At 61.7% G+C, this 26,510-nt stretch carries 23 protein-coding genes; 18 read left to right on the top strand and 5 right to left on the bottom strand.

The features are described from left to right. Window positions 1-51: 51 nt before the first annotated feature. Together KQ659_RS16565 and KQ659_RS16560 are read right to left on the bottom strand one after the other, a co-directional pair. Window positions 52-1,218: a type III polyketide synthase gene (locus KQ659_RS16565; RefSeq protein ID WP_216680046.1), complete on the bottom strand. Its 1,167-nt coding sequence runs from the start codon at window positions 1,216-1,218 to the stop codon at window positions 52-54. A 186-nt stretch (window positions 1,219-1,404) separates the two neighbouring features. After that, window positions 1,405-2,523 carry an NAD(P)/FAD-dependent oxidoreductase gene (locus tag KQ659_RS16560; RefSeq protein WP_216680047.1) on the bottom strand — a complete coding sequence of 373 codons (1,119 nt, stop codon included), beginning with the start codon at window positions 2,521-2,523 and terminating at the stop codon, window positions 1,405-1,407. Window positions 2,524-2,696: 173 nt separating this feature from the next. Between KQ659_RS16560 and KQ659_RS16555 the strand changes: the two genes are divergently transcribed. Both KQ659_RS16555 and KQ659_RS16550 read left to right on the top strand, forming a co-directional pair. After that, window positions 2,697-3,083, top strand: coding sequence for a T9SS type A sorting domain-containing protein (locus tag KQ659_RS16555; RefSeq protein WP_216680048.1), 387 nt, complete (start codon window positions 2,697-2,699; stop codon window positions 3,081-3,083). After that, complete coding sequence (locus tag KQ659_RS16550) at window positions 3,062-3,364, top strand: hypothetical protein (protein WP_226915759.1); 303 nt, start codon at window positions 3,062-3,064, stop codon at window positions 3,362-3,364. The genes KQ659_RS16555 and KQ659_RS16550 overlap by 22 nt, the downstream gene beginning before the upstream one ends. Before the next feature lie 2 nt (window positions 3,365-3,366). Here the strand turns inward: KQ659_RS16550 and KQ659_RS16545 are convergent, their stop codons facing one another. The 3 genes from KQ659_RS16545 to KQ659_RS16535 form a co-directional block, all read right to left on the bottom strand. Continuing rightward, a complete protein-coding gene (locus KQ659_RS16545; RefSeq protein ID WP_216680049.1) occupies window positions 3,367-4,449 on the bottom strand; it encodes a flavin-containing monooxygenase in 1,083 nt (360 codons plus the stop codon). Window positions 4,450-4,454: 5 nt separating this feature from the next. Continuing rightward, window positions 4,455-7,271, bottom strand: coding sequence for a PAS domain S-box protein (locus KQ659_RS16540; RefSeq protein WP_216688189.1), 2,817 nt, complete (start codon window positions 7,269-7,271; stop codon window positions 4,455-4,457). A gap of 167 nt (window positions 7,272-7,438) precedes the next feature. Then, entirely contained in the window at window positions 7,439-8,797 is a 1,359-nt protein-coding gene (locus KQ659_RS16535) for a sigma-54-dependent transcriptional regulator (RefSeq protein WP_216688190.1), read from the bottom strand. A 411-nt stretch (window positions 8,798-9,208) separates the two neighbouring features. On the opposite strand from KQ659_RS16535, the gene KQ659_RS16530 reads away from it, so the two are divergent. From KQ659_RS16530 to KQ659_RS16455, 16 genes are all read left to right on the top strand, one after another. Beyond that, window positions 9,209-9,412, top strand: a complete 204-nt coding sequence (locus KQ659_RS16530; protein WP_216680052.1) for a hypothetical protein — start codon at window positions 9,209-9,211, stop codon at window positions 9,410-9,412. Between the two features lie 144 nt (window positions 9,413-9,556). Continuing rightward, complete coding sequence (locus KQ659_RS16525) at window positions 9,557-9,961, top strand: T9SS type A sorting domain-containing protein (RefSeq protein WP_216688191.1); 405 nt, start codon at window positions 9,557-9,559, stop codon at window positions 9,959-9,961. 207 nt (window positions 9,962-10,168) lie between these two features. Continuing rightward, window positions 10,169-11,056 carry a DNA/RNA non-specific endonuclease gene (locus tag KQ659_RS16520; protein WP_216680054.1) on the top strand — a complete coding sequence of 296 codons (888 nt, stop codon included), beginning with the start codon at window positions 10,169-10,171 and terminating at the stop codon, window positions 11,054-11,056. Window positions 11,057-11,412: 356 nt separating this feature from the next. Next, complete coding sequence (locus KQ659_RS16515) at window positions 11,413-11,622, top strand: hypothetical protein (RefSeq protein ID WP_216680055.1); 210 nt, start codon at window positions 11,413-11,415, stop codon at window positions 11,620-11,622. A gap of 27 nt (window positions 11,623-11,649) precedes the next feature. After that, window positions 11,650-12,687: an amino acid--tRNA ligase-related protein gene (locus KQ659_RS16510; protein WP_216688192.1), complete on the top strand. Its 1,038-nt coding sequence runs from the start codon at window positions 11,650-11,652 to the stop codon at window positions 12,685-12,687. A gap of 117 nt (window positions 12,688-12,804) precedes the next feature. After that, on the top strand, window positions 12,805-13,653 hold the full coding sequence (locus KQ659_RS16505; protein WP_216680057.1) for a dihydroorotate dehydrogenase: 849 nt from the start codon (window positions 12,805-12,807) through the stop codon (window positions 13,651-13,653). A gap of 174 nt (window positions 13,654-13,827) precedes the next feature. Then, the gene (gene pyrF, locus KQ659_RS16500; protein ID WP_216688193.1) at window positions 13,828-14,607 is read left to right on the top strand and encodes an orotidine-5'-phosphate decarboxylase; all 780 of its coding nucleotides are present in this window, start codon (window positions 13,828-13,830) and stop codon (window positions 14,605-14,607) included. A gap of 52 nt (window positions 14,608-14,659) precedes the next feature. After that, window positions 14,660-15,286, top strand: a complete 627-nt coding sequence (gene pyrE, locus KQ659_RS16495) for an orotate phosphoribosyltransferase (RefSeq protein ID WP_216680059.1) — start codon at window positions 14,660-14,662, stop codon at window positions 15,284-15,286. Between the two features lie 156 nt (window positions 15,287-15,442). Next, window positions 15,443-18,484, top strand: a complete 3,042-nt coding sequence (locus KQ659_RS16490) for an AIR synthase-related protein (RefSeq protein WP_216688194.1) — start codon at window positions 15,443-15,445, stop codon at window positions 18,482-18,484. Window positions 18,485-18,488: 4 nt separating this feature from the next. After that, window positions 18,489-19,349 carry a phosphoribosylformylglycinamidine synthase subunit PurQ gene (locus tag KQ659_RS16485; RefSeq protein ID WP_216680061.1) on the top strand — a complete coding sequence of 287 codons (861 nt, stop codon included), beginning with the start codon at window positions 18,489-18,491 and terminating at the stop codon, window positions 19,347-19,349. Between the two features lie 21 nt (window positions 19,350-19,370). Beyond that, window positions 19,371-20,789 carry a phosphoribosylaminoimidazolesuccinocarboxamide synthase gene (gene purC, locus KQ659_RS16480; protein ID WP_216688195.1) on the top strand — a complete coding sequence of 473 codons (1,419 nt, stop codon included), beginning with the start codon at window positions 19,371-19,373 and terminating at the stop codon, window positions 20,787-20,789. Between the two features lie 68 nt (window positions 20,790-20,857). Continuing rightward, the gene (gene purD / locus KQ659_RS16475) at window positions 20,858-22,147 is read left to right on the top strand and encodes a phosphoribosylamine--glycine ligase (protein WP_216688196.1); all 1,290 of its coding nucleotides are present in this window, start codon (window positions 20,858-20,860) and stop codon (window positions 22,145-22,147) included. 31 nt (window positions 22,148-22,178) lie between these two features. After that, complete coding sequence (gene purN, locus KQ659_RS16470; RefSeq protein ID WP_226930013.1) at window positions 22,179-22,862, top strand: phosphoribosylglycinamide formyltransferase; 684 nt, start codon at window positions 22,179-22,181, stop codon at window positions 22,860-22,862. Window positions 22,863-22,954: 92 nt separating this feature from the next. Continuing rightward, a complete protein-coding gene (purF, locus tag KQ659_RS16465; RefSeq protein WP_216680065.1) occupies window positions 22,955-24,454 on the top strand; it encodes an amidophosphoribosyltransferase in 1,500 nt (499 codons plus the stop codon). Window positions 24,455-24,601: 147 nt separating this feature from the next. Further along, a complete protein-coding gene (locus KQ659_RS16460) occupies window positions 24,602-25,699 on the top strand; it encodes an AIR synthase-related protein (protein WP_216688197.1) in 1,098 nt (365 codons plus the stop codon). A gap of 84 nt (window positions 25,700-25,783) precedes the next feature. Then, window positions 25,784-26,488 carry a DUF4262 domain-containing protein gene (locus tag KQ659_RS16455; RefSeq protein ID WP_216680067.1) on the top strand — a complete coding sequence of 235 codons (705 nt, stop codon included), beginning with the start codon at window positions 25,784-25,786 and terminating at the stop codon, window positions 26,486-26,488. Window positions 26,489-26,510: the final 22 nt, after the last annotated feature.

Raw genomic sequence — 26,510 nt, 5'->3', positions numbered from 1 at the left:
AAGATAAGATATGCATCTCATAACAAGTTGGATGTGTCTATGCGAAAATTGCTACGCGGATATAAGAGCGTCCGCTTTGCTTGAGTCATAACTCATGACTTTTAACTCATAACTCACCTCCAGCAGCATGGCCTCCATTGTCAGGCCCGGGCCGAAGGCGAAGCTGAGCACGGGCGCGCCGGCATCGGCCGGGGTGGCGTGGGCCAGCACGTCGCGCAGCACAAACAGCACCGTGGCCGACGACATATTGCCATAGTCGCGCAGCACGCGGTAGGCGTGGCGGTTATCGTCGTGGGTCAGGCCCAGCTCGGTCTCAATAGTTTCCAGAATCTTACGCCCGCCGGGGTGAATGGCAAAGTGCCGGATGTCGGCCAGCTCCACGGGCAGGCTGGCCAGCAGCCCATCCGTCAGGTTGCGGATGCCGCGCTGAATCAGCTTCGGCACGTAGCTGCTCAGCGTCATCTCAAACCCAAAGTCGTTGATGTGCCACGCCATATCGTCGTGCCCATCGGGCTCCAGGCCGCAGTGGAAGGCCTGCAGCGCCAGACTGGGCACGCCGTTGGGCAGCGGGCGGGCCTGCACCAGGCAGGCCGCCGCGCCATCGCCAAACAGCGCGTTGCTGATGAGGTGGTCTTCCTCGGGGCTCTTCTGGAAGTGCAGCGTGCATAGCTCAACGCTCACAATCAGCACGCGGGCCTGAGCATCGGCGCGGCAGAAGGCATCGGCCAGCTTCACGGCGTTCACGGCGGCGTAGCAGCCCATGAAATTCACGCAGGTACGGCGCACGTCGCGGCGCAGGCCCAGGGTCTGCACCAGCTCAATGTCCAGCCCCGGCGCGTACATGCCCGTGCAGCTCACCGTCACCAGGTGCGTGATGGTGTCCGCCGCCACGTCGGGCACCTGGCGCAGGCACTCGCGCACGGCCTCGGTAGCCAGCGGCAACGCTTCCCGCCGGTAAACGGCCATGCGCTGGCCCACGCTCGGGAACGGCTCCAGGGTGGGGGTATTGGGAAAAAACGTGTAGTCGCCATTGGCCCGGCCGTAGTCGGGCAGCACCGAATAGCGGTGCGCAATGCCCGACACCCGGTACAGCGCCCGCAGCTTGCGCGTGTCGTTTTCGCCAAATTCCAGGGCCTGGGCCATGAAATCGGCAATTTGCGGCTGCGCAATGCGGTGGACGGGGTTGGCTGTGCCAATGGCACCTAAGTAACTCGGCATTCCGGGAAGGATTTTCGGATTTTAAAAACGCATGATAACCAATGCGCCTGACGGCTGAAATTACGGGTAGTCCCGCACATTGGTCCACTACTTACGGAATAAGGCAGGATTTTACACGTTTGGGTCCAAAAAAACACCAATAACATTCCGGCCTTGGTGCCCGGACTGCCGCGCTGCCGCCAGATTTTAGAAGGGCTGGCCGTGGGTGCGGCGCATCAGGGCCCGCACCGCGCCCGGCCAGTGGCGCAGGCCGCCCACCACCGCCTCGCTCAGCAGCGGTCCGCCAAAGAGCTGCTGCACCGCCCGGCCCACCCGCAGGCGCGCCCCAAACTGGGTCTGCCAGGCGCGGGCGTAGTCCGTTTCCAGCTGCGGGCGGCTGGTGCGGCCCGCCAAAAAAACATCGGCCGCCGCCGCCGCCAGCGCCGCGCCGTGCAGCGCCATGGCCATACCATTACCACACAGCGGCGTGATGAGGCCCGCCGCGTCGCCCACCATCAGGATGTGCTGCTCCACGGGCTGCTTGGGGGCGAAGGATATCTCGTTGATGACCTCGGGCTGTGGATACAGCACTTCGGCCGCGTCCAGGATTTCGCGCAGGCGTGGGTTGCGGGCCAGCACCTCCCGCTCCAGCGCCGGAATAGTGCCGTGGTCCTTCAGGTTCTGGCGCGAGCTGAGGTAGCAAAAGCACAGCTTGTCCTCCTCGATGGCTGAAATGCCGGCGTAGCCATCGGCGAAGTTGTGCAGCGCAATCACATCGCGCGGAAAGCCCGGCAGGCGCAAATGGTACTTCACGCCCAGGTAGGGCGAGCGCTGCGCGAAAAACGGCCGCTGCAGCTGCCGGTCGAGGTTGGCGCGCTTGCCGTAGGTGCCCAGCACCACGCGGGCCGTGAGGGTGCGGCCGTCGGCCAGGGTCACGGTGTGCCGGTCGGCGGCGGGATCAAAGGTTACGTCTGTCACCGTGTTTTTGAGGTGAAACACCACCCCGGCCGCCACGCCCTGCCGGTACAGAAAATCATCGAGCACGTAGCGGCTCACGCCAAAGCCGCCCAGGTCGAGCGGGCTGCTAAGCGTGCGGCCGCCCGGCGACGACAGCAGGAACCGCGAAATGGCCGCCGGACCCAACTCAGCCGGGTCGGCCCCGAGGCGGCGCAGGTAGGGCAGCGCCTCATTGCTCACGTATTCGCCGCACACTTTATGAAACGGATACTGCTTGCGCTCCACTACTGCTACCTGGTAGCCGCGCCGGGCCAGGTCCAGGGCGGCCGCCAGCCCGGCCAGGCCACCGCCAATCAACAAAATATCCATTTAACTGGTCGGGGAAATAAGGACAGTGGAAGTGAAAGTAGTGGAGTTTATCGAGGTTTTCGGGTATTCTGGTGTAGCTTATTGCACAAGGGCTGTATCTTTGTCAACTAAAAGTGAATTTTACCGTTAATTCAATAACTTACTGCCCTTTCTACCGCCTACTAATTTACTCTATGATGAAACGCTTACTTTTAGCTCTGCTATTATTTGTCTGCCTTAGCCTTGGCGTAGGGCCGTTGCTGCACACGGTGCCCACCGTGTCGGCCGCCTCCATGCACCGCCCCGGCCAGCAAACCCGCCCCAGCGACTACAAAACCCTGCTGGTTTATCCTAACCCCAGCACCGGCATTGTGCACCTCACCATCAATAACTTGCAGGGCAAGAAAGTGGAGTTGAGCGTGCTGAACGTTATCGGCTCGGTGCTCTACCACGAAACCGTCACGGAATTCAACGACAAATATTCCCGCACGCTTGATTTAAGCAAATTTGCCAACGGCCTGTACTACGTGCGGCTTGAGTCGGATAACACCAGCCAGATGTGCAAGCTGGTTATTCGCTAACCGAAAATTCAGGGCATTATCAGTCAATAAAAAAAAGCAGCTTTCGGGCTGCTTTTTTATTGACAAAAATTGGAGGATTATTGGGCACGCACCGGAATGGGCGTGAGCATTTCTTCGACGTTGGATACAGTTTTGACCGCCATAATGGCGGTGACCAGCAAGAGGCCAAGCATGAAAATAAACATAATGCTACAGAAAAATCTAGTGGACAAAAAGCAGCCCGATTCAGCAAGCTGCATCTGATGTATCCAACCCCGAAAGCCCCGGCCAGGTTTCAATAAGATTAGGGCATTTGCAGCAGGGTCTGCACCACGCGCCGGGCATCGGCCCCAATACCGTTGAGCAGCGCCGAGTTGCGGCTATCGAGCCAGTCGAGTCCCAGAAACGCCACGCCCGGCGCGGCCGTGAGGCCGCGCTGGTGCCGGGGCTGGCCATTGGCCTCAAAAATGGGCAGCTCCAGCCAGTCGTAGGCCGGGCGGTAGCCGGTGGCCCACACCACGGCATCGAGGGGAGGGGAGGCCGCCCGCTGGCCCTCAATGGCCCCGGTGGGCAGCACCGCCGTGGCTCGGCCAATGAAGGTGGCCGCCGGCAGCCGGCGCAGGCGCGCCAGGTCGCCGCTCACCACGGGTTCGGGCTGGCTCACCATCCAGCGGCCGAGGGCCGTGTGGCGCGGAATGCGCAGCAGGCCCATGAGGGTCAGGCCGGCCCACATCAGCTGGCTGTTGGGCATGGCCGGGGTCTTCTCATCGAAAGCCACGAAAACCGGCCGGCTGGTGGCCGCAATATCGGCCGCGATTTGCAGGGCCGAGTTGCCGCTGCCCACCACGGCCACCGGGCCGGTGCCGGGCAGCTGGCTCGGCCGGCGGTAGTCGCGGCTGGGCAGCTGGGCCACGGCAGCGGGCAGCTGGGTGGCCCACGCCGGTATTTTGGGGGTGGTGTAGGGGCCGGTGGCCACTATCACGCGGCGGGCGGCGTAGGTGCGGCCGGCGGCGGTGTGCGCGTGGTAGCCGGGCTGGCCGGGGGCGGCTGTGAGGCGGGTCACGCGCTGGTCGGCATCGAGCGGAAACGCGAAATGTGCGGCGTAGTCGCGCAGGTAGGCGCTGGTTTCGGCCCGGGTTGGGTAGCGGAGGCGGCGGCCGGGCCAGGGCCGGCCGGGCAGGCCGCTGGCCCAGGCCGGAGAAAACAGGCGGAGCGAATCGTAGCGGGTGTCCCAGGCATGGCCGGCCGTGGGCGCGGCATCCAGCAGGCGGAAATCAACGCCGTGCCGTTGCAGGTAATAAGCGGCGGCCAGTCCGGCCTGCCCCGCCCCAATCACCAGCGTGTCGGTGTGAATGAGCGGGGCCGCCGGGGCCAGGGGAATGGGCATGGGCGCTAGGATTGCTGCTCCGGAAACTCCGTGCGCAGGCCGGCCATTACCTGCTCCGTAACGGTGCGGATGAGGGTGACCTGCCGGGCGGCGTGGGCCGGGGCGGGCGGCGTTTCGGCGTAGGCCTCCGCCTCCCGGATGACTTGGCGCAGGCTTTCCACCCCCAGGCCGTCGAGGGAGCTTTTGAGGTGGTGGGCGGCGTCGCCCAGGGCTTCCCAGGCGCCTTTGGTCAGGGCCTCGTCGAGGGCAGTGAGGATGGCGGGCGTGGTTTCGATGAAGGCCCAGGCCAGGCGGCGCACGATGGTTTCGTCGTTGCGCACCAGCTGGCGCACATTGCTTAGGTTATAGAGAGACGGTGCTGCGGAAGGCATAGTGGGAGTGGTGAGGGGAGTAGACGGGGATTTGCTGGCCTGGCTGTGGTGTGCCAGCACGGCCTGCATGGTTTCGAGGAGCTGCTCTTCGCGGTAGGGCTTGGCAAGGTAGCCGGCAAAGCCGGATGCCCGCAGGCGCTCGGCCTCGCCGGACTGGGCGCGGGCCGTGAGGGCAATGACCGGAGTAGCGGCCCGGCTGGGGTCGGGGTGTTGGCGCAGGGCGCGGGCGGCGGTTTCGCCATCCATGCCCGGCATCTGAATATCCATTAATACCAGGTCGAAGGTCCGGTGTTTAAAAAGGTTGATGGCGGCCAGTCCACTGGCTGCGGTGGTTACCTGCCAGCCCCAGTTGCGCAGCACGGTTTCGGCCAGCAGGCTATTCACCAGGTTGTCTTCTACCAGCAAAATGCGGCCGGCATCGGCCAGGGCAGGGGCCTCGGCCGGCGTTTTAGGTTCTGCCGGGCGGGCGGCGGCTACCGGCTGGAAGGCCAGCGTGAAGGCAAACGTACTGCCCTGGTTCACCTCGCTGGACACCTGCAGCACACCGCCCATGAGTTTCACCAGGCCTTCCGAAATACTCAGGCCCAGGCCCGTGCCGCCGTACTCGCGGTCGGTGCTGGCGGTGGCCTGGGTGAAGGGCTCGAAGATTTTATCCAGTGTTTCGGGCGCAATGCCCAGGCCGGTGTCGCTCACCATGAATTGCAGCCACACCGTGCCCGCAGGCTCGGTGTGCTGGCGGGGGCCGGGCACCACCCGGCAGCGCAGGTGGATGGTGCCGGTTTCGGTGAACTTGATGGCGTTGCTGACCAGGTTGAGCAGCACCTGGCGCAGGCGGTGCGCGTCGCCCAGCACGGGGCCGGGCAGCGTGGGCTTCTCGATGCGTAGGTGCAGGCCCTTTTCCCGGGCGCGGGGCCGCAGCAGAGCCGCGCAGCCGCGCAGCAGCTCTATGGGAGCAAAAGATATGGCCTCGGGCTGCAGCTTGCCCGCGCCGAGGCGGGCGGTGGTGAGCACGTCGTTCAGCACATTGAGTAGGTGCTCGGCCGATTCGCCCAGCAGCCGCAGGTAATCGTGCTGGCTGCGGCTGAGGGTGGTTTTCACCAGCACCCCCGTCAGGCCCAGAATGCCGTGCAGCGGCGTGCGGATTTCGTGGCTCATGTTGGCCAGGAAATCCTCCTTGGCCTGGGCATCAACCTGGGCTGTCGCAATGGCACCCTCTAGGGCCTGCTGGGTGCTTTTTAGCTCGGTAATGTTGCTGTCCACGCCCAGCACCTGGGCCGTGCCGTCGTCCTGCACAAACAGTCGCTTCACGCTGCTAAACCAGTTGACCCGGCCATCGGGGTTCGTGAAGCACTCCTCCTGCGTCAGGTCCTGGCCGGTGGTGAGCACCTGCAGGTCCTGCTGCCGGTAGCGGGCGGCGTCTTCCGTGGTTGGAATGTCTGGCTTGCCGGCGCGCACCAGCTCATCGGGCGTCATATTATACAAAGCGGCCAGCGACTTGTTGGCCAGCAGGTAATTGCCGTGCTCATCCTTTAGGTAGATGGGGTGGGGCAGGGCATCAATCACCTGCCGGAACAGGCGGTGCTGCTCAGTGAGCCGGGCGGTGGCAAGGCGGTGCTGCTCGTCGTCGGCCCGCTGCTCGCTAATATCCTCGGTCACGCTGATAACGCTGGTGGTTCGGCCCTGGGCATCGCGTCCAAAGGGCGCGTGGGCGCTGTGCAGCCAGCGGGTGGTGCCGTCGCGGTGGCGGGCCGTGTACTCCACGGCTCGTACCTCGCCATCGCGCAGTTGGGCCACGTCCTTCATGGTGCCCTGGTAGCATACCAGCGACTCGGTCGGCAGCAGGTGCGGGAGCAGGTGGCCGGGCGGGAAGGCTAGAATCTCTTCGCTGGTATAACCCAGCAGGGTTTCGATGCGGCGGTTAGTGTAGGTGGTGCGCTGCTGCTGCAGGTCGAACACCGCCACCAGGTTGGGCACCACGTCCAGCACCTGCCGCAGCTGGTGGCGGCTCTGGCGCAGCTCGTCCATGGCGGCGCGATGGCGGGTCACGTCTTCGGCACTGCCCATAATCTCCCAGACCTGGCCTTCGGGGCCCAGCACGCTGGCCCGCATGCGCAGGCGCAGCAGGTGCCAGCTGCCGTCGTGGTGGCGCACGCGGCAGTCCCAGATGGCGGTCTGGTGCCGCGCCAGCAGCTGCTTCATATCCGATTGCATGAGCTGCGCCAGGGAGTCTGGGTGCATTATCTGCTGGCCCAGGCTGGCGCCCAGCGCCAGCAGCGCTTGGGCCGTGTAGCCCAGCACGGTGTGGCAATGCTGGTTGCAGTGCACCAGCTGGCGGTGCCGCATGTCGTAGCTGAACAGGATGAGCGCCACCCGGTTGGCCAGTACCTGCCTTGGCACCACCCCCGGCAGGGCGGCGGCATTGCCGGCAGGTGCGAGCGGGGGGAGCTGCATCCTGCGTCCGGCCACCCGCCGGGCTGCTGACGCAGCGGCCCGGCGAGCCAGACGAGGATAACGAGAGCGACGCATTAAAAAAAGAGCTAAGCGTAAAACAATGTCGCAGGCAAAGGCAAAGCGCACCAACAAATCCGGCGAAAACCCGGCAGCCCCCTCGCCGGTATTTACCCGATGTGCAGCTCGCGTTGCCGTAACATACGGTAAATAGTAGATTTCCCGATGTTCAGGCGGGCCGCCACGGCCAGTACGTCGCCGTCCAGCTCATTGAGGCAGCTTTGCACGATGGCCGTGGTCTGCTCGCGCAGCGAAAGCTGGCTGCCGGGGCCAAAGGTGGCTTTGCCGGGGCGCAGGGGCAGGTCTTCGCCATGAATGAACTCGCCGTCGGCCAGCACGGTAGCCAGCTCCACCACGGCCTTCAGCTCGCGCACGTTGCCCGGAAACGGATGCGCCTTCAGCTGCTCGCGGGCCGAGTCGGTGAGCTGGCGTGGCGGCAGGTTGTTGAGCTGGCAGAAATCGCGCACGAATACCCCAGCCAGCAGCAGCACATCGGTCCCGCGCTGGCGCAGGGGGGGCAGCACAATGGGCAGGCCCAGCAGGCGGTAGTACAGGTCTTCGCGGAAGCGGCCGGCCTGCACCTCCGTCAGCAGGTCGCGATGCGTGGCCACAATCAGGCGCACATCGAACGGGATGGTCTGGTTGCCGCCCAAGCGGGTTACTTCGCGCTCTTGCAGCACGTGCAGCAGCTTGGCCTGCAGGCTCAGGTCGAGGTCGGCTATCTCGTCCAGAAACAGGGTGCCGCCGGTGGCTTCTTCCAGCCGGCCCACGCGGCGGGCCACCGCCCCGGTAAATGCCCCCTTCTCGTGCCCAAATAGCTCGCTCTCCACCAGCTCGCGCGGAATGACTGCCATGTTTACGGCCACAAATGGCAGGCACGCCCGGCTCGACTGAAAGTGAATTGCCTTGGCCACCAGTTCTTTACCCGTGCCGGTTTCGCCGCTCACGCTCACCGTGATGGTGGTGCGGGCCGCCTTGGTGATGAGGGTTTGCACGGCCTGCATCGACGCGTGCTCGCCGAAAATGGCCTGGCCGGCTCCGTGGCGCACCCCAATCTGCTGGCGCAGCTGGTTGTTCTCGCGGCGCAGGCTCACCTGCTGGGCTACTTTGCCCACCAGGTTCCAGAGGCGGTCGAGCGTGTTCTCATCCTTCACCAGGTAGTCGTAGGCCCCCTGCTGAAGCATGCTGACGGCGGTGCTCACGTCCTCCTGGCCCGATATCACCACTACTTCGGTGCCCTGCAGCCGCTCCCGAATCTGGCGCAGCACCTGCTCGCCCTTGGCATCGGGCAGCGAATAGTCGAGCGTGATAAAATCCGGCTTTTCGCCCAGCTGCTCCAGGCATGCCTGGGCCGTGGTGAAGCGCGAAACGCTGTGGTTCGGGTTCTGGCTGAGGCGGTGCAGGAGTAGCTCGCCATACCATTCATTGTCCTCGACTACAAAAATCTTGAAGGGTAGAGTAGGGCTCATGCAGCAGGTGGAAATAGGAACCTAAAATAATGTTGCATCAATCGAAAACAAACGGCTTACGAGCTTATTTCACGATAACTGAATAAAAAGTAATATTAAAAATGTTATATTACAAATATACGCAATAAAAAGCTAGGGCCATTGTGCCAAATGCACAGTTAGCGTTGCTATAGTTGAGCTAATATTCACAACGCATTGACCAATAACACGCTTTGAACAAGGCAAGTTGTGAGGAGGCTGTTGTAACTATTTGAGCAGCCAGTAAATCATTTCACCGAATCCTGGCGCTGGAAAGGGGCTTCCGATTCAGCAATCGACACATGTTTTTTTAAGCTCAACCAGAAAACGCTAACTACGCATTTGGTGCAATGACCCTATTCCTCAACGGCGGCCCTGGGCGTAAACATCAACGTGTTTCAGGCCTTTGCCGATAACCTGGCCGGGGGCATTATTACCACCATTGTGCCCCTGCCCGTGGAGCTGACAACCTTTGTAGGCAAGTGGAACAACGCCACCACCGACCTGAGCTGGACCACGGCCACCGAGAAAAACAGCAGCTACTTTGCCGTGGAGCGCTCCACGGGCGGCGAAACCGCCTTTCAGGCCGTGGGCTAGGTAGCGGCAGCCGGCAGCAGCACTAGCCCCCTCGGCTACAAGCTCCGCGATGCTGAAGCCGGCAACCTGGGCGTCAGCACCCTCTACTACCGCCTGCGGCAGGTTGATAACGGTAGCACCCAGTCCTTCTCGTCCGTAGTGGTGGTGGCGGTAGCCAAAGCAGTGGCCGTGCCGCAGCTCGAAACCTACCCCAACCCCGCCCCCGATGCCCAGGCCGTGAAGGTGCATTTTGTGAACATGCCGGCCGGGGGCGGCCTGGTGCAGACGTATTCGGAAATGGGCCAGCTGGTGAGCCAGCAGCCCGTGGGCCAGGTCACTACCGGTCTGGAATTGCCCAGGTTGGCTCCCGGCCTCTACCATGTAGTGCTACGCGATGCTGCCGGACAGCGGCTGGCTACGCAACGCCTGATAATTAGCGGCCAACAGCACACCGCAGGCCCTTTGCAGAAAGTCCCGTTGGCGCATTGCCAGCGGGACTTTCTGTTTTCCGTGAGGCTGATTGGCAGTCGTTTAGGCAGGCCCTGGCCCGCCGCCTTGCCAACCAACTAATACCGAAGTGACAAGGCAGAGCGCATATGTCTGAATAATAAACAGGTAAATTATGATTTTTAATTGTTGTAAAGCGAATGCCAAAATGTTGATGCTCTAATATTTAGGCAATTGGTAATGTAGCGTTAATATTACGGTGGTGGTGAGGCAATCCCAAAGAGGGAATTTTGCGGTCATCATTCAAAAACTCATTGCCTGCCTGTTTTTATGAAGCAAACCATTACCCGCATCAGCAGCGCCGCGCTGCTCCTGACCCTGGCCGCGTCGTGCTCGCGCACCGAGCAAGTAGCCCCCAGCCAGCAGCCCATTGCCGCCACCGTAAACCAGGATGCCACCCGCGACAACAACCTGGCCATGGGCAACCCCAGCGGCGCCGTGACCGACGCCACCAACTCGCCCAACAACTACCTGATGACCAAAACCCAGTATACCCTCTCGTACAGCCGCGATAAGGGCAAGCCGAACTGGGTGAGCTGGCACCTGAGCAGCGCCTGGCTGGGCACTACCGCCCGCCAGGATAATTTCGCTTCCGATGCCAGCCTGCCCAGCAGCTGGTACCACGTAGGCAGCACCAGCTACTCGGGCTCGGGCTTCGACCGTGGCCACAACTGCCCCTCGGCCGACCGCACCGGCTCGGTAGCCGACAACACGGCCACCTTTCTGATGACGAATATGATGCCCCAGGCCCCCATCAACAACCAGCAAACCTGGGCCGGCCTCGAGAACTACGCCCGTACCCTGGTGAATGCCGGCAACGAAGTCTACATCATTGCCGGCAGCTACGGCAGCGGCGGCACCGGCTCCAATGGCTACGCCACCACCATTAGCAGCGGCCGCATCACTGTGCCCAGCAATTGCTGGAAGGTGATGGTGGTGCTGCCCGAGGGCACCGGCGACGCCGGCCGCGTAACTACCAGCACCCGCGTTATCGCCGTGGACATGCCCAACAATAACTCCATCGGTACGGCCTGGGGCGCTTATCGCACCACGGTAAACGCCATTGAAGCCGCTACGGGCTATGATATTCTCTCGGCCGTGAGCACCACCGTGCAGAGCACCATTGAGTCGAACGTAGACACCGGCCCTACCAGCTGAGTTGTGGCCATAATTACAATTGTCGCCCGGTTTCTGGCCGATTAATTACAGTTATAGCAAGTAAGCCGGCCGGAAAGTAAAAAGCCCCTGAAATACCGTGTATTTCAGGGGCTTTTTACTTTCCGCTGAATGCAGATGAAGGCTACATATCCGGAATAAACAGTCAAAGTTACGGTACGTTGTCCTTGCAAAGCAATTAGTTACGAAGGCCCGAATTTTTTCCGAAGCAAAAAAGCAGAGTGAAGAGTGGGTCGATTAGCCAGTTAGGGCGAAAATGAAAGTTGAAAAATAAGTACCCAACAAAAAGGTAACATTACCAATGTTTGCCCGGCGTAAACATTCCGTAATTTTGCATCGTGCTTCAACCAAAACACCAGTTGATAGAGCGCGGGACCCTGCTCAACAGCGACCCGCGAGAGGACCGGAAGGTCTTTGCTGCCGTCGGTTTTACCGATTTTGCCGCCGCTATTTCCGCTGTTTTTTCTGGTTATTGCCCCGCCACCGTTTCGGATTCCGAAACGGTTTTTTTGTGCGTAGTTGGTTCGGTTTTCTCCCTAGCTTTTTAGTCTAAACCCGCTTTTAACTAATATCTTATGGACACCAACACCCTCGCCCCCAAGGTAGCCGCCGCTACCCTCTCCTCGGCCCACGCCGGCAACCGCAACCTGAGCACCGACCCCAAGCGCATGGCGGTAATCAAAGTATGGGATGCCATGATGCGCGGCGCCCGCAAGTACTGCGAGCAGGAAGGCTTCGTGACTGTACACAACATGCCCCACATTGTGGGCGTGACCGGTGCTTGCGAAAACACTGACACCCTGTTTACGCTGGACTGGTACGACGGCAAGAAGATGTTCCTGCCCCAGTCGAACCAGCTCTACATCGAAATGCTGACCCAGGCCGTGGAAGGCGGCCGCGTGTGCGGCGAAATCCAGAGCTTCCGCAAGGAGCTGAACGCTGATAATCGCCGCTTGGCGCAGTTCACCCTGTTCGAAATTGAGCACCTCGGCGACCTCGACGAACTGCTGGGCCACCTGAGCGGCATTGTGCGCACCGCCGCCAACGAAGTAGCCACCAAGTGCGCCAAGGAGCTGGCCCTGTTTGGCCGCGATGCTGAGGACATCAAAGACCTCACCTTTAAGCGCATGACCTACGCCGATGCCATCGAGCGCCTCAAGCCCGAAGGATTTCCCGAGCTGCAGTGGGGCGACGACCTGGGTGCTGCCGAAGAAAACCGCCTCACCGAGCTGGAGGGTCCCATCTTCATCACGCACTACCCGGCCGACATCAAGTTCTTCAACATGCGCAACAACGACGACGACCCCCGCGTGGTGAACTCGTCGGACCTGCTGCTGCCGCTGGCCGGCGAGTCGGCTGGTTCGGCCGAGCGGGAGTTCAACGGTGCCAAGCTGCGCCACAAGCTGGAAACCAGCTCGATGCTGGCCGGCCTCATCCGCCAGGGCATGAAGCTGGAAGACTTCGAGGGGTACCTCGGCTTCCACGAAGAGCACGACGTGAAGCTGCACTCGGGTGCCGGTGTGGGCATGGCCCGCGTGGCCCAGTTCATCCTCGGTCAGACGGACATCCGCGAGTGCGTGCCGTTCCTGATTAACCGCGACAACATTATCTAAATTCTGGCCATTAGCTGATGGCTCTTAGCTGTTAGTTTGTGGAAAATTCCGTTGGCTGTTAGTATCTTGTATAAAGAGCTAGTAGGCAACAGCTATTAGCTAACAGCTCAAATCAATATGAAACTCGGAGCCATAACGTTACAGAATGCGGTGTGCCTGGCGGCGGCCCCGTGGGAGCTCGGCGGCGAGGGTTACGAGCAGCTGGGGGCGATTTTTACCAAAACCGTGACCATGGAGCCCCGCGCCGGCCTGCCCGGCGACGAAGGCATCCTGCAGGTCGCCGACCAAACCCTGCTCAACCGCACCGACCTGCGCATCGAAGGGGCCGAAGGGCTAGTGCAGGAGCACCTGCCGCGCCTGCGCCGTTTCGGCGTGCCGGTATTTGTGAGCATTACGGCGCCGGGCGTGCCGGGCTTCCGTAAAATTGCCCGCTACCTGCAACGGGAAGTGGGCGAGCAACTGGCTGGGGTGGAGGTATACATTACCGTACCGGCCGGCGGCTCGGGGGCCGATATAACAGCCCGCTTCGTGCGCGAGGCCACCGAGGCCGTGCGCAACGAGCTGCGCGACGATGCGGCCGTGATTGTAAAGCTGCCGCCGTGGCCCGACCACATCCGGGGCTTGGCCCTGGCGGCGCAGGAGGGCGGCGCGACCGCCCTGGCTGCTACCAATACCTTGAAGGTATTGCACCTGCCCACCGACCGCGCTGCCGCGCCGCTGGTCGGTGGCCTCTCGGGCGAGGCGCTGCGGCCACTGGCCCAGCGCTGCGTGTGGGAGCTGGCCAATGACGAGAAACTGATGCTGCCCATCTTCGGTACGGGCGGCATTTTTACGCTGCGCGACGTGCAGGACTACTTGCGCGTAGGAGCGCAGGCCGTGCAGGTGGCCAGCGGCGAATGGTTGTCGCCGGGCCTCTCGGCGCGGCTGGCGACCGAGGTGGCGCAGATAGAAAATGTGGGAAAATGAGAAAAATGTGCGAAATATGGAAAATAAAGTTGATGACAGAGGCCAGTAATGGTTTCAGGGCCATCATGTTGCGTCCAGCAGGGCGGTTCAAAGATTTGTTGTCCGTGTGAAGAATTGGGCAGCCCCGGTCACACATTCCGCACATTTTCATATTCAACATATTAATAAATTTCTATGGAAAAGCTCATTGCCCGCGTTCAAGCCGCTAATTCCCTGCTCTGTGTCGGCCTCGACCCCACCGGTGACGATGTCACCGTGGCCCGCCGTCTGGGCGAAGTAATTGCCCAGGCCGCGCCCTACGCGGCTGCGTTCAAGCCCAACCTTGCGTTCTTTCTGAGCCGTGAAAACGGAGTGGCCCTGCTCCAGCAAACCGTGCGCGATATCCCGAAGGACATTCCGGTGATTCTGGACGGCAAATTCGGTGACATCGCCAACACGGCTGAGCAGTACGCCCGCTTCTCCTATGACATTGTGGGTGCCGACGGCGTGACCGTGAACCCCTATATGGGCGACGACACCATTCGGCCCTTCGCCCGGCCCGGCAAAATCGTTTTCTCCCTCGCGAAAACCTCCAATAAGCCCCAGCACGGCCTGCAGGACGCGGCCATGACGCGCGGTGGCTCCATCAGCGACTGGGCCGCCCGCCTGGCTAAGCTCATGGACGAGGAAATACCCGACTCGACCGTGGGCCTGGTAGTAGGCGCAACCGAGCCGGCCACCGTGGCCAAGCTCCGCGCCGCCTGCTCCGAGCAATGGTTCCTGGTGCCGGGCATCGGGGTGCAGGGCGGCGACCTTTCGGCCACGCTGCGGGCCGGCCTGCGGCAGGATGGCAGCGGCCTGCTCATCAATTCCTCGCGGGGAATCTGGCAGGCTCCCGATGCTGGAGCCGCTGCCCGGGAGCTTCAGGAACAAATCAACGAATTCCGGGCCGTAACGAGCCCGACCCACGCCTGAACTAAAAAGCCGCTTCACCGCGGCTTTTTGCATGTTAGTCTTTCTGAATCAAATGACTGAAACCACCCAAGCTCATTCGCCCATTGCCCTCGATGCCGAGCTGCTGACCGGGCAGCTGCATCAGGAAGATGCCTTGTTGCGTGGGCACTTCCGACTGTCGTCGGGCCTGCACTCCGATACCTACGTGCAGTGCGCCCGCTTCCTGCGCCGCCCGGAGCTGGCCGCACCGGCCGCCGCCGCGCTGGCTGGCCAGATTCAGGCTGCCGGCCTGCAGCCCGACGTGGTGGTAGGCCCCGCCATGGGCGGCGTGGTGATTGGCTACGAGCTGGCCCGGCAGCTGGGCGTGCCCGGCATCTTCACCGAGCGCGACGCGGACGGACAGATGGCCCTGCGGCGTGGCTTCACCATCGAGCCGGGTGAAAGAGTGGTTATTGCCGAAGATGTAGTGACGACCGGCAAAAGTACCCTGGAAGTAGCTAAGGTGCTGCGTGCTATGGGTGCAGAGGTGCTGGCCGTGGCTTCGCTGATTGACCGCACGGGCGGAAAGGGCGGGCTGGATTTCCCGCATTTCGCGCTGCTTTCGGTGCAGGCAGCGACCTTTGCCCCCGAGAGTTGCCCCCTGTGTGCTGCCGGCGTGCCGGTAGTGAAGCCCGGCAGCCGGCCGGAGAAAGCGTTTTGAGTACGTCATGTTGAGCGCAGCGAAGTCGAAACATCTCGCTTGCAACCACTAACCAATGATGTTACAACGATTGATTTACTGTCACAAGCGAGATGCTTCGACTCCGCTGCGCTCCGCTCAGCATGACGTTGTTTCGCTGACGTTCTGATTTTCTCAATGTCCGAAAACACCACCCACACCATTCAGCTTACCCTGAAACCCGGCCAGCACGACGGCGACGGCCAGCGCGTGGCCGAAGCCGCCGCCCGCCATCTCGGCCTGGCCACTGGCCGTGTGCGCAGCGCCGCCCTCTACACGGTGCGCTACCCGCTCAGCGAAACCCAGCTGCACGATTTCGCCACCCGCTGCCTCGCCGACCCGGTGCTGCACGACGTGCGCCTGAACGAGCTGACGGCCGCGCCCGGCTTCGCTACCTATATATTGGTAGCCCGCCGCCCCGGCGTGACTGACGACGAAGGCACCTCGGCCCAAAATGCCCTGGCCGACCTGCTGAACGAGCCGCTCGACGTGCACACGCAGCACATTTTCAGTAAGAAGCTCTATTTAATTGAAAACGACCTGCCCGAAGCTGACCTGCGCCGTATCGCGGAGGAGCTTCTTGGCAATAAGCTCATCAACTGGCTGGAAGTGGGGCGCGTGGCCGATGGTATCCGCGACTACACGCCGCGCCCCGGCGGCGGCGCCGAAGCCATCACCGAAGTCATTTCGCTGACCGGCCGTACTGATGCGGAGCTGGTGCAGCTCTCGAGGGAGAACATCTATGCGCTGAACCTGGAGGAGATGCGGGCCGTGCGCGACTACTTCGCCACCGCCGAAACTCAGGAGGAGCGGAAAGCCGTCGGCCTGCCCGCTGACCCCACGGATTGCGAGCTGGAAATCATCGCCCAGACGTGGTCGGAGCATTGCAAACACAAGGAGTTTTCGGCCCTCATCAACTACAAAGACCTGGAAACGGGTGAGGAGAAGCAGGTTGATTCGCTCTTCAAAACTTACATCAAGGACGCCACTTCCGAAGTAGACCGCCAGCTGCGCGCCAACGGCAACGACTGGTTGGTGAAAGTATTCTCCGACAACGCCGGCGCGGTGCGCATCAACGCCGACTCGCTGTTCGTGTGGAAGGTGGAAACGCACAACTCGCCCTCGGCGATTGACCCGTACGGCGGGGCCATCACGGGTATTCTGGGCAACAACCGCGACCCACTGGCCACCGGCATCGGCGGCGCGCGGCTGCTGTTCAATACCAACGTGCTGTGCTTCGGCAACCCCGAGTACGATGGGCCGCTACTGACCGGGCAGCTGCACCCGCGCCGCATTCTGGAAGGCGTGCGCAAGGGTATCGAAGACGGCGGCAACAAGTCGGGCATTCCAACGGTGAACGGCGCCATTGTATTTGATGACCGGTATGCTGGCAAGCCGCTGGTGTACTGCGGCACCGGCGCGGTGATGCCCATGCAGTTTGCGGGTAAGGATTCGTGGGAAAAGAATATCGATGCCGGCGACCGCATCATCATGGCCGGTGGCCGGGTGGGCAAGGACGGCATTCACGGCGCGACGTTTTCGAGCATCGAGCTCGATGAAACCGCGCCCGCCACGGCCGTGCAAATCGGTTCGCCAATCACCCAGAAGCTGGCAATGGATTTCCTGATGCTGGCGGCCCGGCGCGGCCTGCTGAAATGCAGCACCGACAACGGCGCGGGCGGCCTCTCGTCTAGCGTGGGCGAGCTGGCCGGCATCTCGGGTGGCGCGGTAGTGCAGCTGGAGCGTGTACCGCTGAAGTACCCCGGCCTGCGGCCCTGGGAGATTTTCGTGAGCGAGTCGCAGGAGCGGTTTACGCTGGTGGTCGAGCCCGGAAAAATGGCCGAAATCATGTCGCTGGGCCAGGAAATGGAAGTGGAGCTGACCGATATCGGCCACTTTACCTCGGATGGTTTCCTGGACGTGCGCTTCGATGGTGCGCCGGTGGCCCGCCTCAATATGGAGTTTCTGCACGAGGGCGTGCCGCGCAAAATTCTGGAAGCCGAGTGGACCAAACCCACCGCCGCTGAGCCCGAGATTCCGGCTACAACGGACTATACCGAAACGCTGACGCAGCTGCTCGGCTCGCTCAATATCTGCTCGCGCGAATCAGTGATTCGCCAGTACGACCACGAGGTGAAGGGCCGCACCATTGTGAAGCCCCTGATGGGCGCCACCGGCCAGGCCCCGCAGGACGCGGCCGTGGTGCGCTTCAATTTCGAGAGCTGGGAAGGCGTGGCCGTGAGTAACGGCATCCTGCCGCGCTACGGCGATTTGGACGCCTACCATATGTCGGCCGGCGCGTTCGACGAGGGGGTGCGCCAGATTATCGCGGTAGGAGGGAAGCTCCCGAACCTGACGCCCGGCGACGGGATTTTCTGGTCGGTGAACGACAACTTCTGCGTGCCCGACTCGGTGTACGACCCCATCAGTAACCCCGATGGCAAGCAGAAGCTGGCCAAGCTGGTGCGCATGTGCGAAGCCCTACGCGACGCCACGGCGGCCTACTGCATCCCGCTCACCAGCGGCAAGGACTCGATGAAGAACGACTTCAAGGCCGATGGCGTGAAGATTTCGGTGCCGCCCACCGTGCTCTACTCGATGACGGCCAAAATGGAAGACGTGCGCCGCGCCGTGACTTCGGATTTCAAGCAAGCAGACGACGTAGTGTACCTGCTCGGCGAAACTTACGACGAGCTGGGCGGTTCTGAGTTCTACGCCCTGCACGGCCAGCTTGGTGCGAATGTACCGAAGGTGGACTTCGCCCAAGCCAAGGCGCTGTACACCCTTATCGGCGAAGCCAACGACCAGCGCATCATCCAGTCCTGCCACGACCTGAGCGACGGCGGCCTCGCCGTAGCGCTGGCCGAAACCACGTTTGGCTACGGCTACGGGGCTGAAATCGACCTGCCCACCGTCGGTCTGCCGCTGGCGACGCAGCTGTTTTCGGAGTCGCACTCGCGCTTTCTGGCTACGGTAGCACCGGAGGATGTGGTGGCGTTCGAGCAGCTGCTCGGTAGCCGCGCCACCCGCCTCGGCCGCGTGACCCTGGATGGCCAGCTGACCGTGCGCCACGCAGGCCAGCCGGTTATTGCGGCTAACACCGCCACGTTGCGCGCTGCCTGGACCAACGGGCCGGTGAACCAGCTGCTGGGCGTGCCCTCTTCAACCCTTTCGCACTAATTCCATGGTTCACGCACTAATTCTGACCGGATTCGGCATCAACTGCGAAGAAGAATTCGCGGCGGCCTACCGGCTGGCCGGGGCCGAAGCTACCATCGTGCACCTCAACCAGGTGCTGCACGGACAGGTGAGCATCCACGATTTCGACATTCTGAACTTCCCCGGCGGCTTCTCCTTCGGTGATGACCTCGGCTCGGGCGTGGTGCTGGCTAACAAGCTGCGCTACCGCCAGAACGGTCCCAAGGGTCGCACCCTGCTCGATGACATCAAGCAGTTTATTGCCGACGGCAAATTCGTATTCGGCATCTGCAATGGCTTCCAGGTGCTGGTAAAGCTGGGGCTACTGCCCAATATGGGCGGCGACGTGACGCCCGAAGTGACGCTGACGCACAACGCCAGCGGCCGCTACGAAGACCGGTGGGTGACGCTCCGCGCCAACCCCTTGTCGAACACGCCTTTTCTCAAAGGCATTGATACGCTAGAGGTGCCCGTGCGCCACGGTGAGGGCCGGCTGGTGATTCCGGATGCCGCCACGCAGGCCGCCATCGAAGCGGCCGGGCTGAACTGCCTGACCTACGCCGATTTCGACGGCAGCGCCACCGACGTATATCCCTTCAACCCCAACGGTGCAGCCCTGAACTGCGCGGCCCTGACGGACCCCACGGGCCAGGTTTTTGGCCTCATGCCGCACCCCGAGGCCTTTTTGTCGGCCTACAACCACCCCGACTGGGCCCGCCGCCGCCGCCAGAACCCCGATGCCTCGGAAGAAGGGGAGGGGCTGCAAATCTTCAAGAATATCGTGGCGCACATCGCCCAAAAGAATGCCGCTACGGCCCCGACCATACAAATCGTCAATCAAAACTAGTCTCTTTCAGAAACGTCGCTAATGAACACCCTCACCCACTTCGCTTCTCCCCAACTCCCCCTGCTGCACCGCGGCAAAGTGCGCGACAGCCTGCGTGCGCCCAGCGGCGACCGCCTCATCATCGTGACCGACCGCCTCTCGGCCTTCGACTCGGTGCTGGAAACTGCCATTCCCCACAAGGGTGCGGTGCTAAACGGCCTGGCTAATTTCTGGTTCGAAAAGACGGCCCACATCATTCCTAATCACGTTATCAAGCTCATCGATGCCAACGCCATGCTGGTGAAGGAGGCCGAGCCCATTAAGGTGGAAATGATTGTGCGGAACTACATCACCGGCTCGATGCTGCGGGGCTACCAGAAGGGCCAGCGCACGTTCTCGGGCGTGACCGTGCCCGACGGCCTGACCAAGCACCAGCAGTTTCCGGAGCCAATTGTGACGCCGACGACTAAGGAAGAGTCGGACCGCGAAATCACCCCTGAAAACCTCGTGAGCGAAGGTTGGGTGAGCAAGGAGCTGTACGACCAGATGAAGGAAAAATCCCTGGCGTTGTTCAAAGTGGGCTCCGAGCAGCTGACCGCGAAGGGCATTATTCTGGTCGATACCAAGTATGAGTTTGGCCTGCTGAACGGCGAGCTGATTCTCATCGACGAGATGCACACGCCCGACTCGTCGCGCTTCTGGAGCGCCGAGGACTACGCCCAGAACCCCGAAACGGTCGAGCAGATGGACAAGGAGTACGTCCGTCAGTGGCTGATTGCCAACAAAAAGGACGGCCAGTACCCCCGCGCCCTCACCCCGGAAGTGGCCCAGGAAGCCAGCCGCCGCTACCTCGACATCTACGAGCGCATTGTGGGCGAGCCCCTGCCCACCGCCGAAACCGGCACCGCCGACGCGCCCCACACCGGCCGCCAGGACGCCCGCGCCCGCATGCTGGCCAACCTCGTGCAGGCCGGCCTCATTAAGGATGCTTGGGTGAACATCGTGATGGGCTCGCCCGCCGATAAGGAGCACTGCGAGAAAATCCGCCAGCAGTTTGAGGGCTACGACGTATTCACCCAGCTGCGCGTGACCTCGGCCCACAAAAACGGCGAAGCCATCGCCGGCATGGCCGACATCTGGAACAACAGCATTGAGCCCGGCGTCATCATCGCCGTGGCCGGCCTGAGCAATGGCCTTGGCGGCGCCCTGGCCGCCAACGTGAACGTGCCCGTGATTTCGTGCCCGCCCTACAAGGACTACGCCGAGCTGGCCATGAACCTGAACTCGTCGGTCATCATGCCCTCGGGCACGCCCAACCTCACCGTAGTGCGCCCCGACAACGCCGCCCAGGGTGCCCTGCGCGCCCTGAACCTGCCCCGCCTGCGCGAACGGCTGAGCCAGGATATTCTCGCCACCAAAGCCAAGCTGAGAGCGGCCGACGAGGAATTTAAACAACTCTAAACCCACGCCGCCTCGGCTCCTCCTCTCCCCAAGGAGAGGGGGCCGGGGGGTGAGGTTATGCCAGAACGATGTCAAACACTAAAACCCTTCTCCTCCTCGGCTCCGGCGCGCGCGAGCACGCCCTGGCCGAAAAGCTGACCCGCGACGGGGCCACGGTGCACGTGCTGCCCGGCAACGCCGGCATTCCCAATAGCCACCCCGAAATCGACCCGCTCGACTTCGAGGCCGTGAAAGCCTTCGCGCAGGCCCACGACGCCCGGCTGATTGTGGTGGGGCCGGAAGCCCCGCTAGCGGCCGGCATCACCGACTTTTTCGCGGGCTCCAATATCCAGGTGTTCGGCCCTACCCGCTCGGCGGCGCGGCTGGAAAGCTCGAAGGTGTGGAGCAAGGAATTCATGCGCCGCCACGGCGTGGCCACGGCGCAGGCCTGGACCTTCCGCAGCGACAACATTGCCGAAGCTCGCGCCAAAGCGGCTGAGCTGGGCGGGCATGTGGTGGTGAAATACGACGGCCTGGCCGCCGGCAAGGGCGTGTATGTGTGCTCGTCGCCGGAAGAAGCCGAAGCGGCGTTTGATGATTTGCAAACGAGTTACTCCGGCTGGTTTTCCTTCCTGCTGGAGGAAAAATTGACCGGTCCCGAAATCAGCATCATCGGTCTCACCGATGGCCGTGTTATTCGCTTGCTGGCCACTTCGCAGGACCACAAGCAGCTGCTGGCCGGCGACCTCGGCCCCAACACCGGCGGCATGGGCGCCTACTGCCCGGTGCCCTTTGCCGACGACAACGTGCTCGCCGCCATCCGCCGCGACATCGTGGACCCCACCCTCGGCGGTATCCAGCACGAGCAGTTCGACTTCCGGGGCTTCCTGTATTTCGGCATCATGCTCACGCCCACCGGTCCCAAGCTGCTCGAATACAACGTGCGTCTCGGCGACCCCGAAGCCGAAGTCCTGCTGCCAGCCCTCGACAGCAGCCTGCTGGCCCTCATCGAAGGCACCCTCAACGGCACGCTTTCCCGGCAGGGTGTGGTGCAGCGGCCCGGCGCTTTTGTGGGCGTGGTGCTGGCCTCGGGCGGCTACCCGGCTCCAAAATTCGCTACCGGCTTCCCCATCACCGGCCTCGATAAGTTGCCCATTGGTGTGCGCGCCTACCACGGCGCCACCCGGCGCAACGAGGCCGGCGAGCTGGTGACCAACGGCGGCCGCGTGCTCGTGCTCACCGCCCACGGCGTTGATTTGGCTGATGCGACTGCCCGCGCCTACGAAGCGTGCAGTATCGTTAGCTTCCAAGATATGTACGTGCGGCCCGACATTGCCCAACGCCCCGCGCCGGTGCTGACAGACAGTGTTGTAAATTGAGTATAGTATGATACCAGAAGCGCGCCTAAAAGTGACCAAGCTCCTTGATGCCTTTGCGCAAAGTGGTCTGGCGCCCCTCTCCCCCGGCGAGGGGCTGGGGGGGAGGCCTGCCCGCCTGGCTATCCTGCTGTCGGGGCGCGGCTCCAACATGCTGGCGCTGCTGGGAGCCACCAAAACTGGTGTGCTGCAAGGGCTGGCCGAAGTGGTGGTGGTGTTCAGTAACAAGCCCGATGCGCCCGGCCTTACCTTCGCCGCCGAGCAGGGCTGCCCGGTAGCCTCGCTGCCCAGCCAGGGCCGCAAGCGCGAAACATTCGATGCGGAAGCCGCCGCGCTGCTCCAGCAGTATCAGCCCGATTTGGTGGTGCTGGCGGGCTACATGCGTATTCTTTCGCCGGCCTTCATTCAGCCGTTTGCGGGCCGTATCATCAATATTCACCCCGCCGACACCCACCAGCACCAGGGCCTACACGCCTACGAGTGGGCTTTTAATAACCAGCTGCCCGAAACCAAAATCACCGTCCATCTGGTTGATGAGGGCCTCGATACCGGCCCCATTCTCGCTCAGCAAACGGTGGATTTGCGCGGGGCCGATACCCTGGCGGAAGTCGAGCGGCGCGGCCTGGCCGTGGAGCATGATTTATATGCCCAAGCGTTGGCTGAACTGATACAAAAAGGCCGTCATGCAGAGCGCAGCGAAGCATCTTTACCGCAGTAGTAATCAATGCGAATGCAACGAAGCGGTAAAGATGCTTCGCTGCGCTCTGCATGACAAACCCACCCTTATTTACAAATTAACAACCCCATCCCATGTGCGGAATAGTAGGTTTTCACGGTCCCGATAACGTCGTGGCTGATATGATTGTCGGCCTCACCGCCCTCCAGCACCGGGGGCAGGATGCGGCTGGCATCGCCACGTTCGACGACTCGTTCCACCTGCACAAGGGGCAGGGGCTCGTCAACGACGTGTTCAAGCCCAAGCACGTGAAGAAGCTGAAAGGCAACATCGGCATCGGGCATGTGCGCTACACCACCCAGGGCGCCAACGATTCTGACCTCGCGCAGCCTTTCACTACCAGCTACCCCTTCGGGCTGGCCATGGTGCACAACGGCAACGTAATCAACTTTCGCGACGTGGCCAAGCGCCTGCACGACAAGTACCACGTGCTGCCCAAAACCACCAACGACCTGGAGCTCATCATGTACACCTTCGCCTCGGAGCTGCGCGTGAAAGACCTCGACCACCTGTCAGTAGTGGATATTTTCGACGCCGTAGAAACCACCCAGGAGCTGGTGAAGGGTGCCTACGCCACCATCACGATGATAGCCGGGCATGGCCTGCTGGCTTTCACCGACCCGCTGGGCATCCGGCCGCTGGTGTTAGGGCGGCGCGACACGCCCGCCGGCCCGGTGTATGCTTTCGCTTCTGAAAGTACCTGCTTCGACTACCTCGATTTTGCCTTTGTGAAGAATGTGGGGCCGGGTCAGGCCATCTTCATCGACAACAATTTTCAGGTTCACTATAAAAATCCTTACGCCTCGCCCAAGGCGTTCTGTGCGTTCGAGCACATTTACTTTGCCCGCGAAGACTCCGTGATTCATGGCCACCTGGTGGCCCGCGAGCGGGTGCGCCTCGGCAAGCGTCTGGCTCGCAAGGTGGTCGATGCCGGCCTGAAGCCCGACATGGTCATCGACGTGCCAAGCTCGGGCTACTTCGCGGCCTCCGGGCTGGCCGAGGCCATTGGCGTGCCCTACCGCCGGGCGCTGGTGAAAAACAACCACATGGGCCGCTCCTTCATCGTGCCCACCCAGGCCGGCCGCGAGGACGTGGTGAAGAAAAAGCTAAACCCCATCCGCGAGTTTGTGGCGGGCAAGAAGGTGGCCGTGGTGGACGACAGCATTGTGCGCGGCACTACTTCGCGCCGCATCGTGCGGCTGCTGCGCGAAGCCGGCGCGGCCGAGGTATACTTCATTTCCAGCGCGCCGCCCATCGTGTCGCCCTGCATCTATGGCATCGACATGGCCATGAGCACCGAGCTGATTGCGGCCAATTATTCGACGGAAGAAATCTGCCGCTACATCGAAGCCGATAAGGTGATTTACCAGGATTTGTCGGATTTGGAGGAGCTTTTTGCCGAGGAGAAAGGCCACGGCGGCAGCTGCTTCGCCTGTTTCTCGGGCAAATACCCAACGGGCGACGTGACGCACTACCTCCGCCACATTCAGGAGGAACGCGCCAGCCACCGCGGCGATAAGAAAAAGGAAAAAAAGTCGGTGAGCGCCAAAGCCCCCGAGCCGACGGAGCATTAGTCTCACCTCACCCCCCGGCCCCCTCTCCTTGGGGAGAGGGGGAGCCTAACGACTTCTATCCTGAAATTCAACTTCCAACTTCAATTCGCGCCGCCTCGGCTCCCCCCTCTCCCCAAGGAGAGGGGGCCGGGGGGTGAGGTGAACCGCATGAACGACACGAAAAATAACCCCGCCGGCTACTCCATCGAAGAAGGCAACGCCGCCTCGCGCAACGCCTACAACTGGTCGAAAAAAACCTTCGTCAACCGCAAAGGCAAGCCCGGCGAGCCCGCCCAGGACCTCGACGGCGGCTTCAGCAACGAAATTCGTTTCGGAGCCGAGCGCCTTGGCATCAGCTCCGACGGTATCGGGACCAAGATTGAGGTGGCCGAGCGCCTGAACAAGTACGATACTCTCGGCTACGACCTCATCGCCATGACGGCCGACGACCTCATCGCCGCTGGCTTCGTGCCCACCAACCTCTCCAATATCATCGACGTGAACCACCTCGACTACGACGTGGTGGACCAGATGATGCGCGGCCTGCACGATGCTGCCAACTTCGCCCAGGTGGCCATCACGGGCGGCGAAATCGCGGAGCTGGGCAATCGCATCGGCGGCTGGCCCGGCGCGAAGATGAACTTCAACTGGTGCTCCACGGCCATCGGCGTGCTGCACCCCAGCCTGGCCCAGCCCCTGAGCGGCAAAACCGCCCAGGCCGGCCACGTGGTGGTGGCCCTGCGCTCGCCCTCGTTCCGCTCCAACGGCTACTCGCTGGCCCGCAAGACGCTGCAAAAGGTATTCGGTGACAACTGGCACGATGCGCCCTACGACGGCACCGACGACGGCCTATATCCCACCTGGGGCGACGCCATGCTCGCGCCTTCGCTCATCTACTCGCCCGGCGTAGCGGCCTTGCTCGATGCCGGCCTGCCGCTACACGGCGTGGCCCACATCACGGGCGGCGGTGTGGCCGATAACTTCCAGCGGGTGCTCAAAAATGGCCTCGGTGCGGTGCTGGATAATCTTTTCGAGCCTCTGCCCGCCATGCAGCGCCTCTGCGAAATCGGCGACATCAGCGCCGAAACAGCCTACCTCTACTGGAATATGGGCACCGGCATGCTCGTCGTAACCGAAGAAGCTTCTGCTGCTGCCGTAGTGGCTTCACTGCAGGCTAGCGGCTATGACGCGCAATTGGCTGGCCGCCTCACGGCTGAGAGTGGCGTGACGCTGCATGTGGGCGCGGGCGAGCTTCGGTACGCGTAAGACTTAATGACTCAATAGAAATCCCTGCTGTCTTGATTGACGGCAGGGATTTTTTGTGATAACGCCTAAGCTAGTTTTACTGCTATGTCGCATGAAGAACACAATACCCAAGCCGAAATCAACATCAAAAACGATATTGAAAAACATGGCTGGACGGTCTGCTTATTTGAAGCAGATACCGCCACGCCCGCATTTGCTTACACAATTGGTCTGTGGAAGAATTTTAATCATCCCGAGCTAATTGCCTTTGGTCTACCTCTCGATACGATGCACGCTATTTTGAATGATGCCGGTGACACCATCAAAGCCGGTAATCCTTTGGAAACGGCTATCAATAACTTCGATATTCTGGAGCTGCACCCGGTTCAGTTTCGGCAGGTTAGTGCAGATAATATTCCTGACTATTTCGGCTATGCCCAGTGGTTTTATGACTGCGAAGCCTTCCCCGCGCTGCAACTATTCTGGACGGATAAAGGCGGTAAGTTCCCTTGGGAGCCGGAGTTCGAGGAGAGCTACCAACTAGACCAACCTCTTCTGGGCCAGAAGCTTGACTTCAAATTTTTCGAGCCCCGAAACGCGGCCACCTTTATAGCTGAAGAAGTATTGAGCGGAGGACGACCTATTCTTTGGGTCTGGCACGATAGCGACGATGGTACTTGGTCGTTTGCAAATAAGTCAAGCGATAAAATGCTGATTGTCGGATTAGATGAGGCGGTAGCGCACGACCCTGCCATCAATAACTTATTCAACTTGCCAACAGACTACATAGCAACACGAGTGTCTGTTTAAAGACGAAGCTGTTTAGAAAGTC

It is taken from the genome of Hymenobacter siberiensis, from assembly GCF_018967865.2.
Classification (GTDB): domain Bacteria; phylum Bacteroidota; class Bacteroidia; order Cytophagales; family Hymenobacteraceae; genus Hymenobacter; species Hymenobacter siberiensis.
The sequence above is the reverse complement of the archived record's forward strand: the minus strand, read 5'-3'. Positions and strand labels throughout refer to the sequence as shown.

What these genes read in the sequence shown, in the direction of transcription:
- KQ659_RS16565 (WP_216680046.1), bottom strand. Translation starts at nt 1,218, where the DNA reads ATGCCGAGTTACTTAGGTGCCATTGGCACAGCCAACCCCGTCCACCGC.
- KQ659_RS16560 (WP_216680047.1), bottom strand. Translation starts at nt 2,523, where the DNA reads ATGGATATTTTGTTGATTGGCGGTGGCCTGGCCGGGCTGGCGGCCGCC.
- KQ659_RS16555 (WP_216680048.1), top strand. Translation starts at nt 2,697, where the DNA reads ATGATGAAACGCTTACTTTTAGCTCTGCTATTATTTGTCTGCCTTAGC.
- KQ659_RS16485 (WP_216680061.1), top strand. Translation starts at nt 18,489, where the DNA reads ATGGTTCACGCACTAATTCTGACCGGATTCGGCATCAACTGCGAAGAA.
- pyrF (WP_216688193.1), top strand. Translation starts at nt 13,828, where the DNA reads ATGGAAAAGCTCATTGCCCGCGTTCAAGCCGCTAATTCCCTGCTCTGT.
- KQ659_RS16520 (WP_216680054.1), top strand. Translation starts at nt 10,169, where the DNA reads ATGAAGCAAACCATTACCCGCATCAGCAGCGCCGCGCTGCTCCTGACC.
- KQ659_RS16505 (WP_216680057.1), top strand. Translation starts at nt 12,805, where the DNA reads ATGAAACTCGGAGCCATAACGTTACAGAATGCGGTGTGCCTGGCGGCG.
- purD (WP_216688196.1), top strand. Translation starts at nt 20,858, where the DNA reads ATGTCAAACACTAAAACCCTTCTCCTCCTCGGCTCCGGCGCGCGCGAG.
- KQ659_RS16455 (WP_216680067.1), top strand. Translation starts at nt 25,784, where the DNA reads ATGTCGCATGAAGAACACAATACCCAAGCCGAAATCAACATCAAAAAC.
- KQ659_RS16510 (WP_216688192.1), top strand. Translation starts at nt 11,650, where the DNA reads ATGGACACCAACACCCTCGCCCCCAAGGTAGCCGCCGCTACCCTCTCC.
- KQ659_RS16460 (WP_216688197.1), top strand. Translation starts at nt 24,602, where the DNA reads ATGAACGACACGAAAAATAACCCCGCCGGCTACTCCATCGAAGAAGGC.
- KQ659_RS16545 (WP_216680049.1), bottom strand. Translation starts at nt 4,449, where the DNA reads ATGCCCATTCCCCTGGCCCCGGCGGCCCCGCTCATTCACACCGACACG.
- KQ659_RS16490 (WP_216688194.1), top strand. Translation starts at nt 15,443, where the DNA reads ATGTCCGAAAACACCACCCACACCATTCAGCTTACCCTGAAACCCGGC.
- KQ659_RS16535 (WP_216688190.1), bottom strand. Translation starts at nt 8,797, where the DNA reads ATGAGCCCTACTCTACCCTTCAAGATTTTTGTAGTCGAGGACAATGAA.
- purF (WP_216680065.1), top strand. Translation starts at nt 22,955, where the DNA reads ATGTGCGGAATAGTAGGTTTTCACGGTCCCGATAACGTCGTGGCTGAT.
- purC (WP_216688195.1), top strand. Translation starts at nt 19,371, where the DNA reads ATGAACACCCTCACCCACTTCGCTTCTCCCCAACTCCCCCTGCTGCAC.
- KQ659_RS16540 (WP_216688189.1), bottom strand. Translation starts at nt 7,271, where the DNA reads ATGCAGCTCCCCCCGCTCGCACCTGCCGGCAATGCCGCCGCCCTGCCG.
- pyrE (WP_216680059.1), top strand. Translation starts at nt 14,660, where the DNA reads ATGACTGAAACCACCCAAGCTCATTCGCCCATTGCCCTCGATGCCGAG.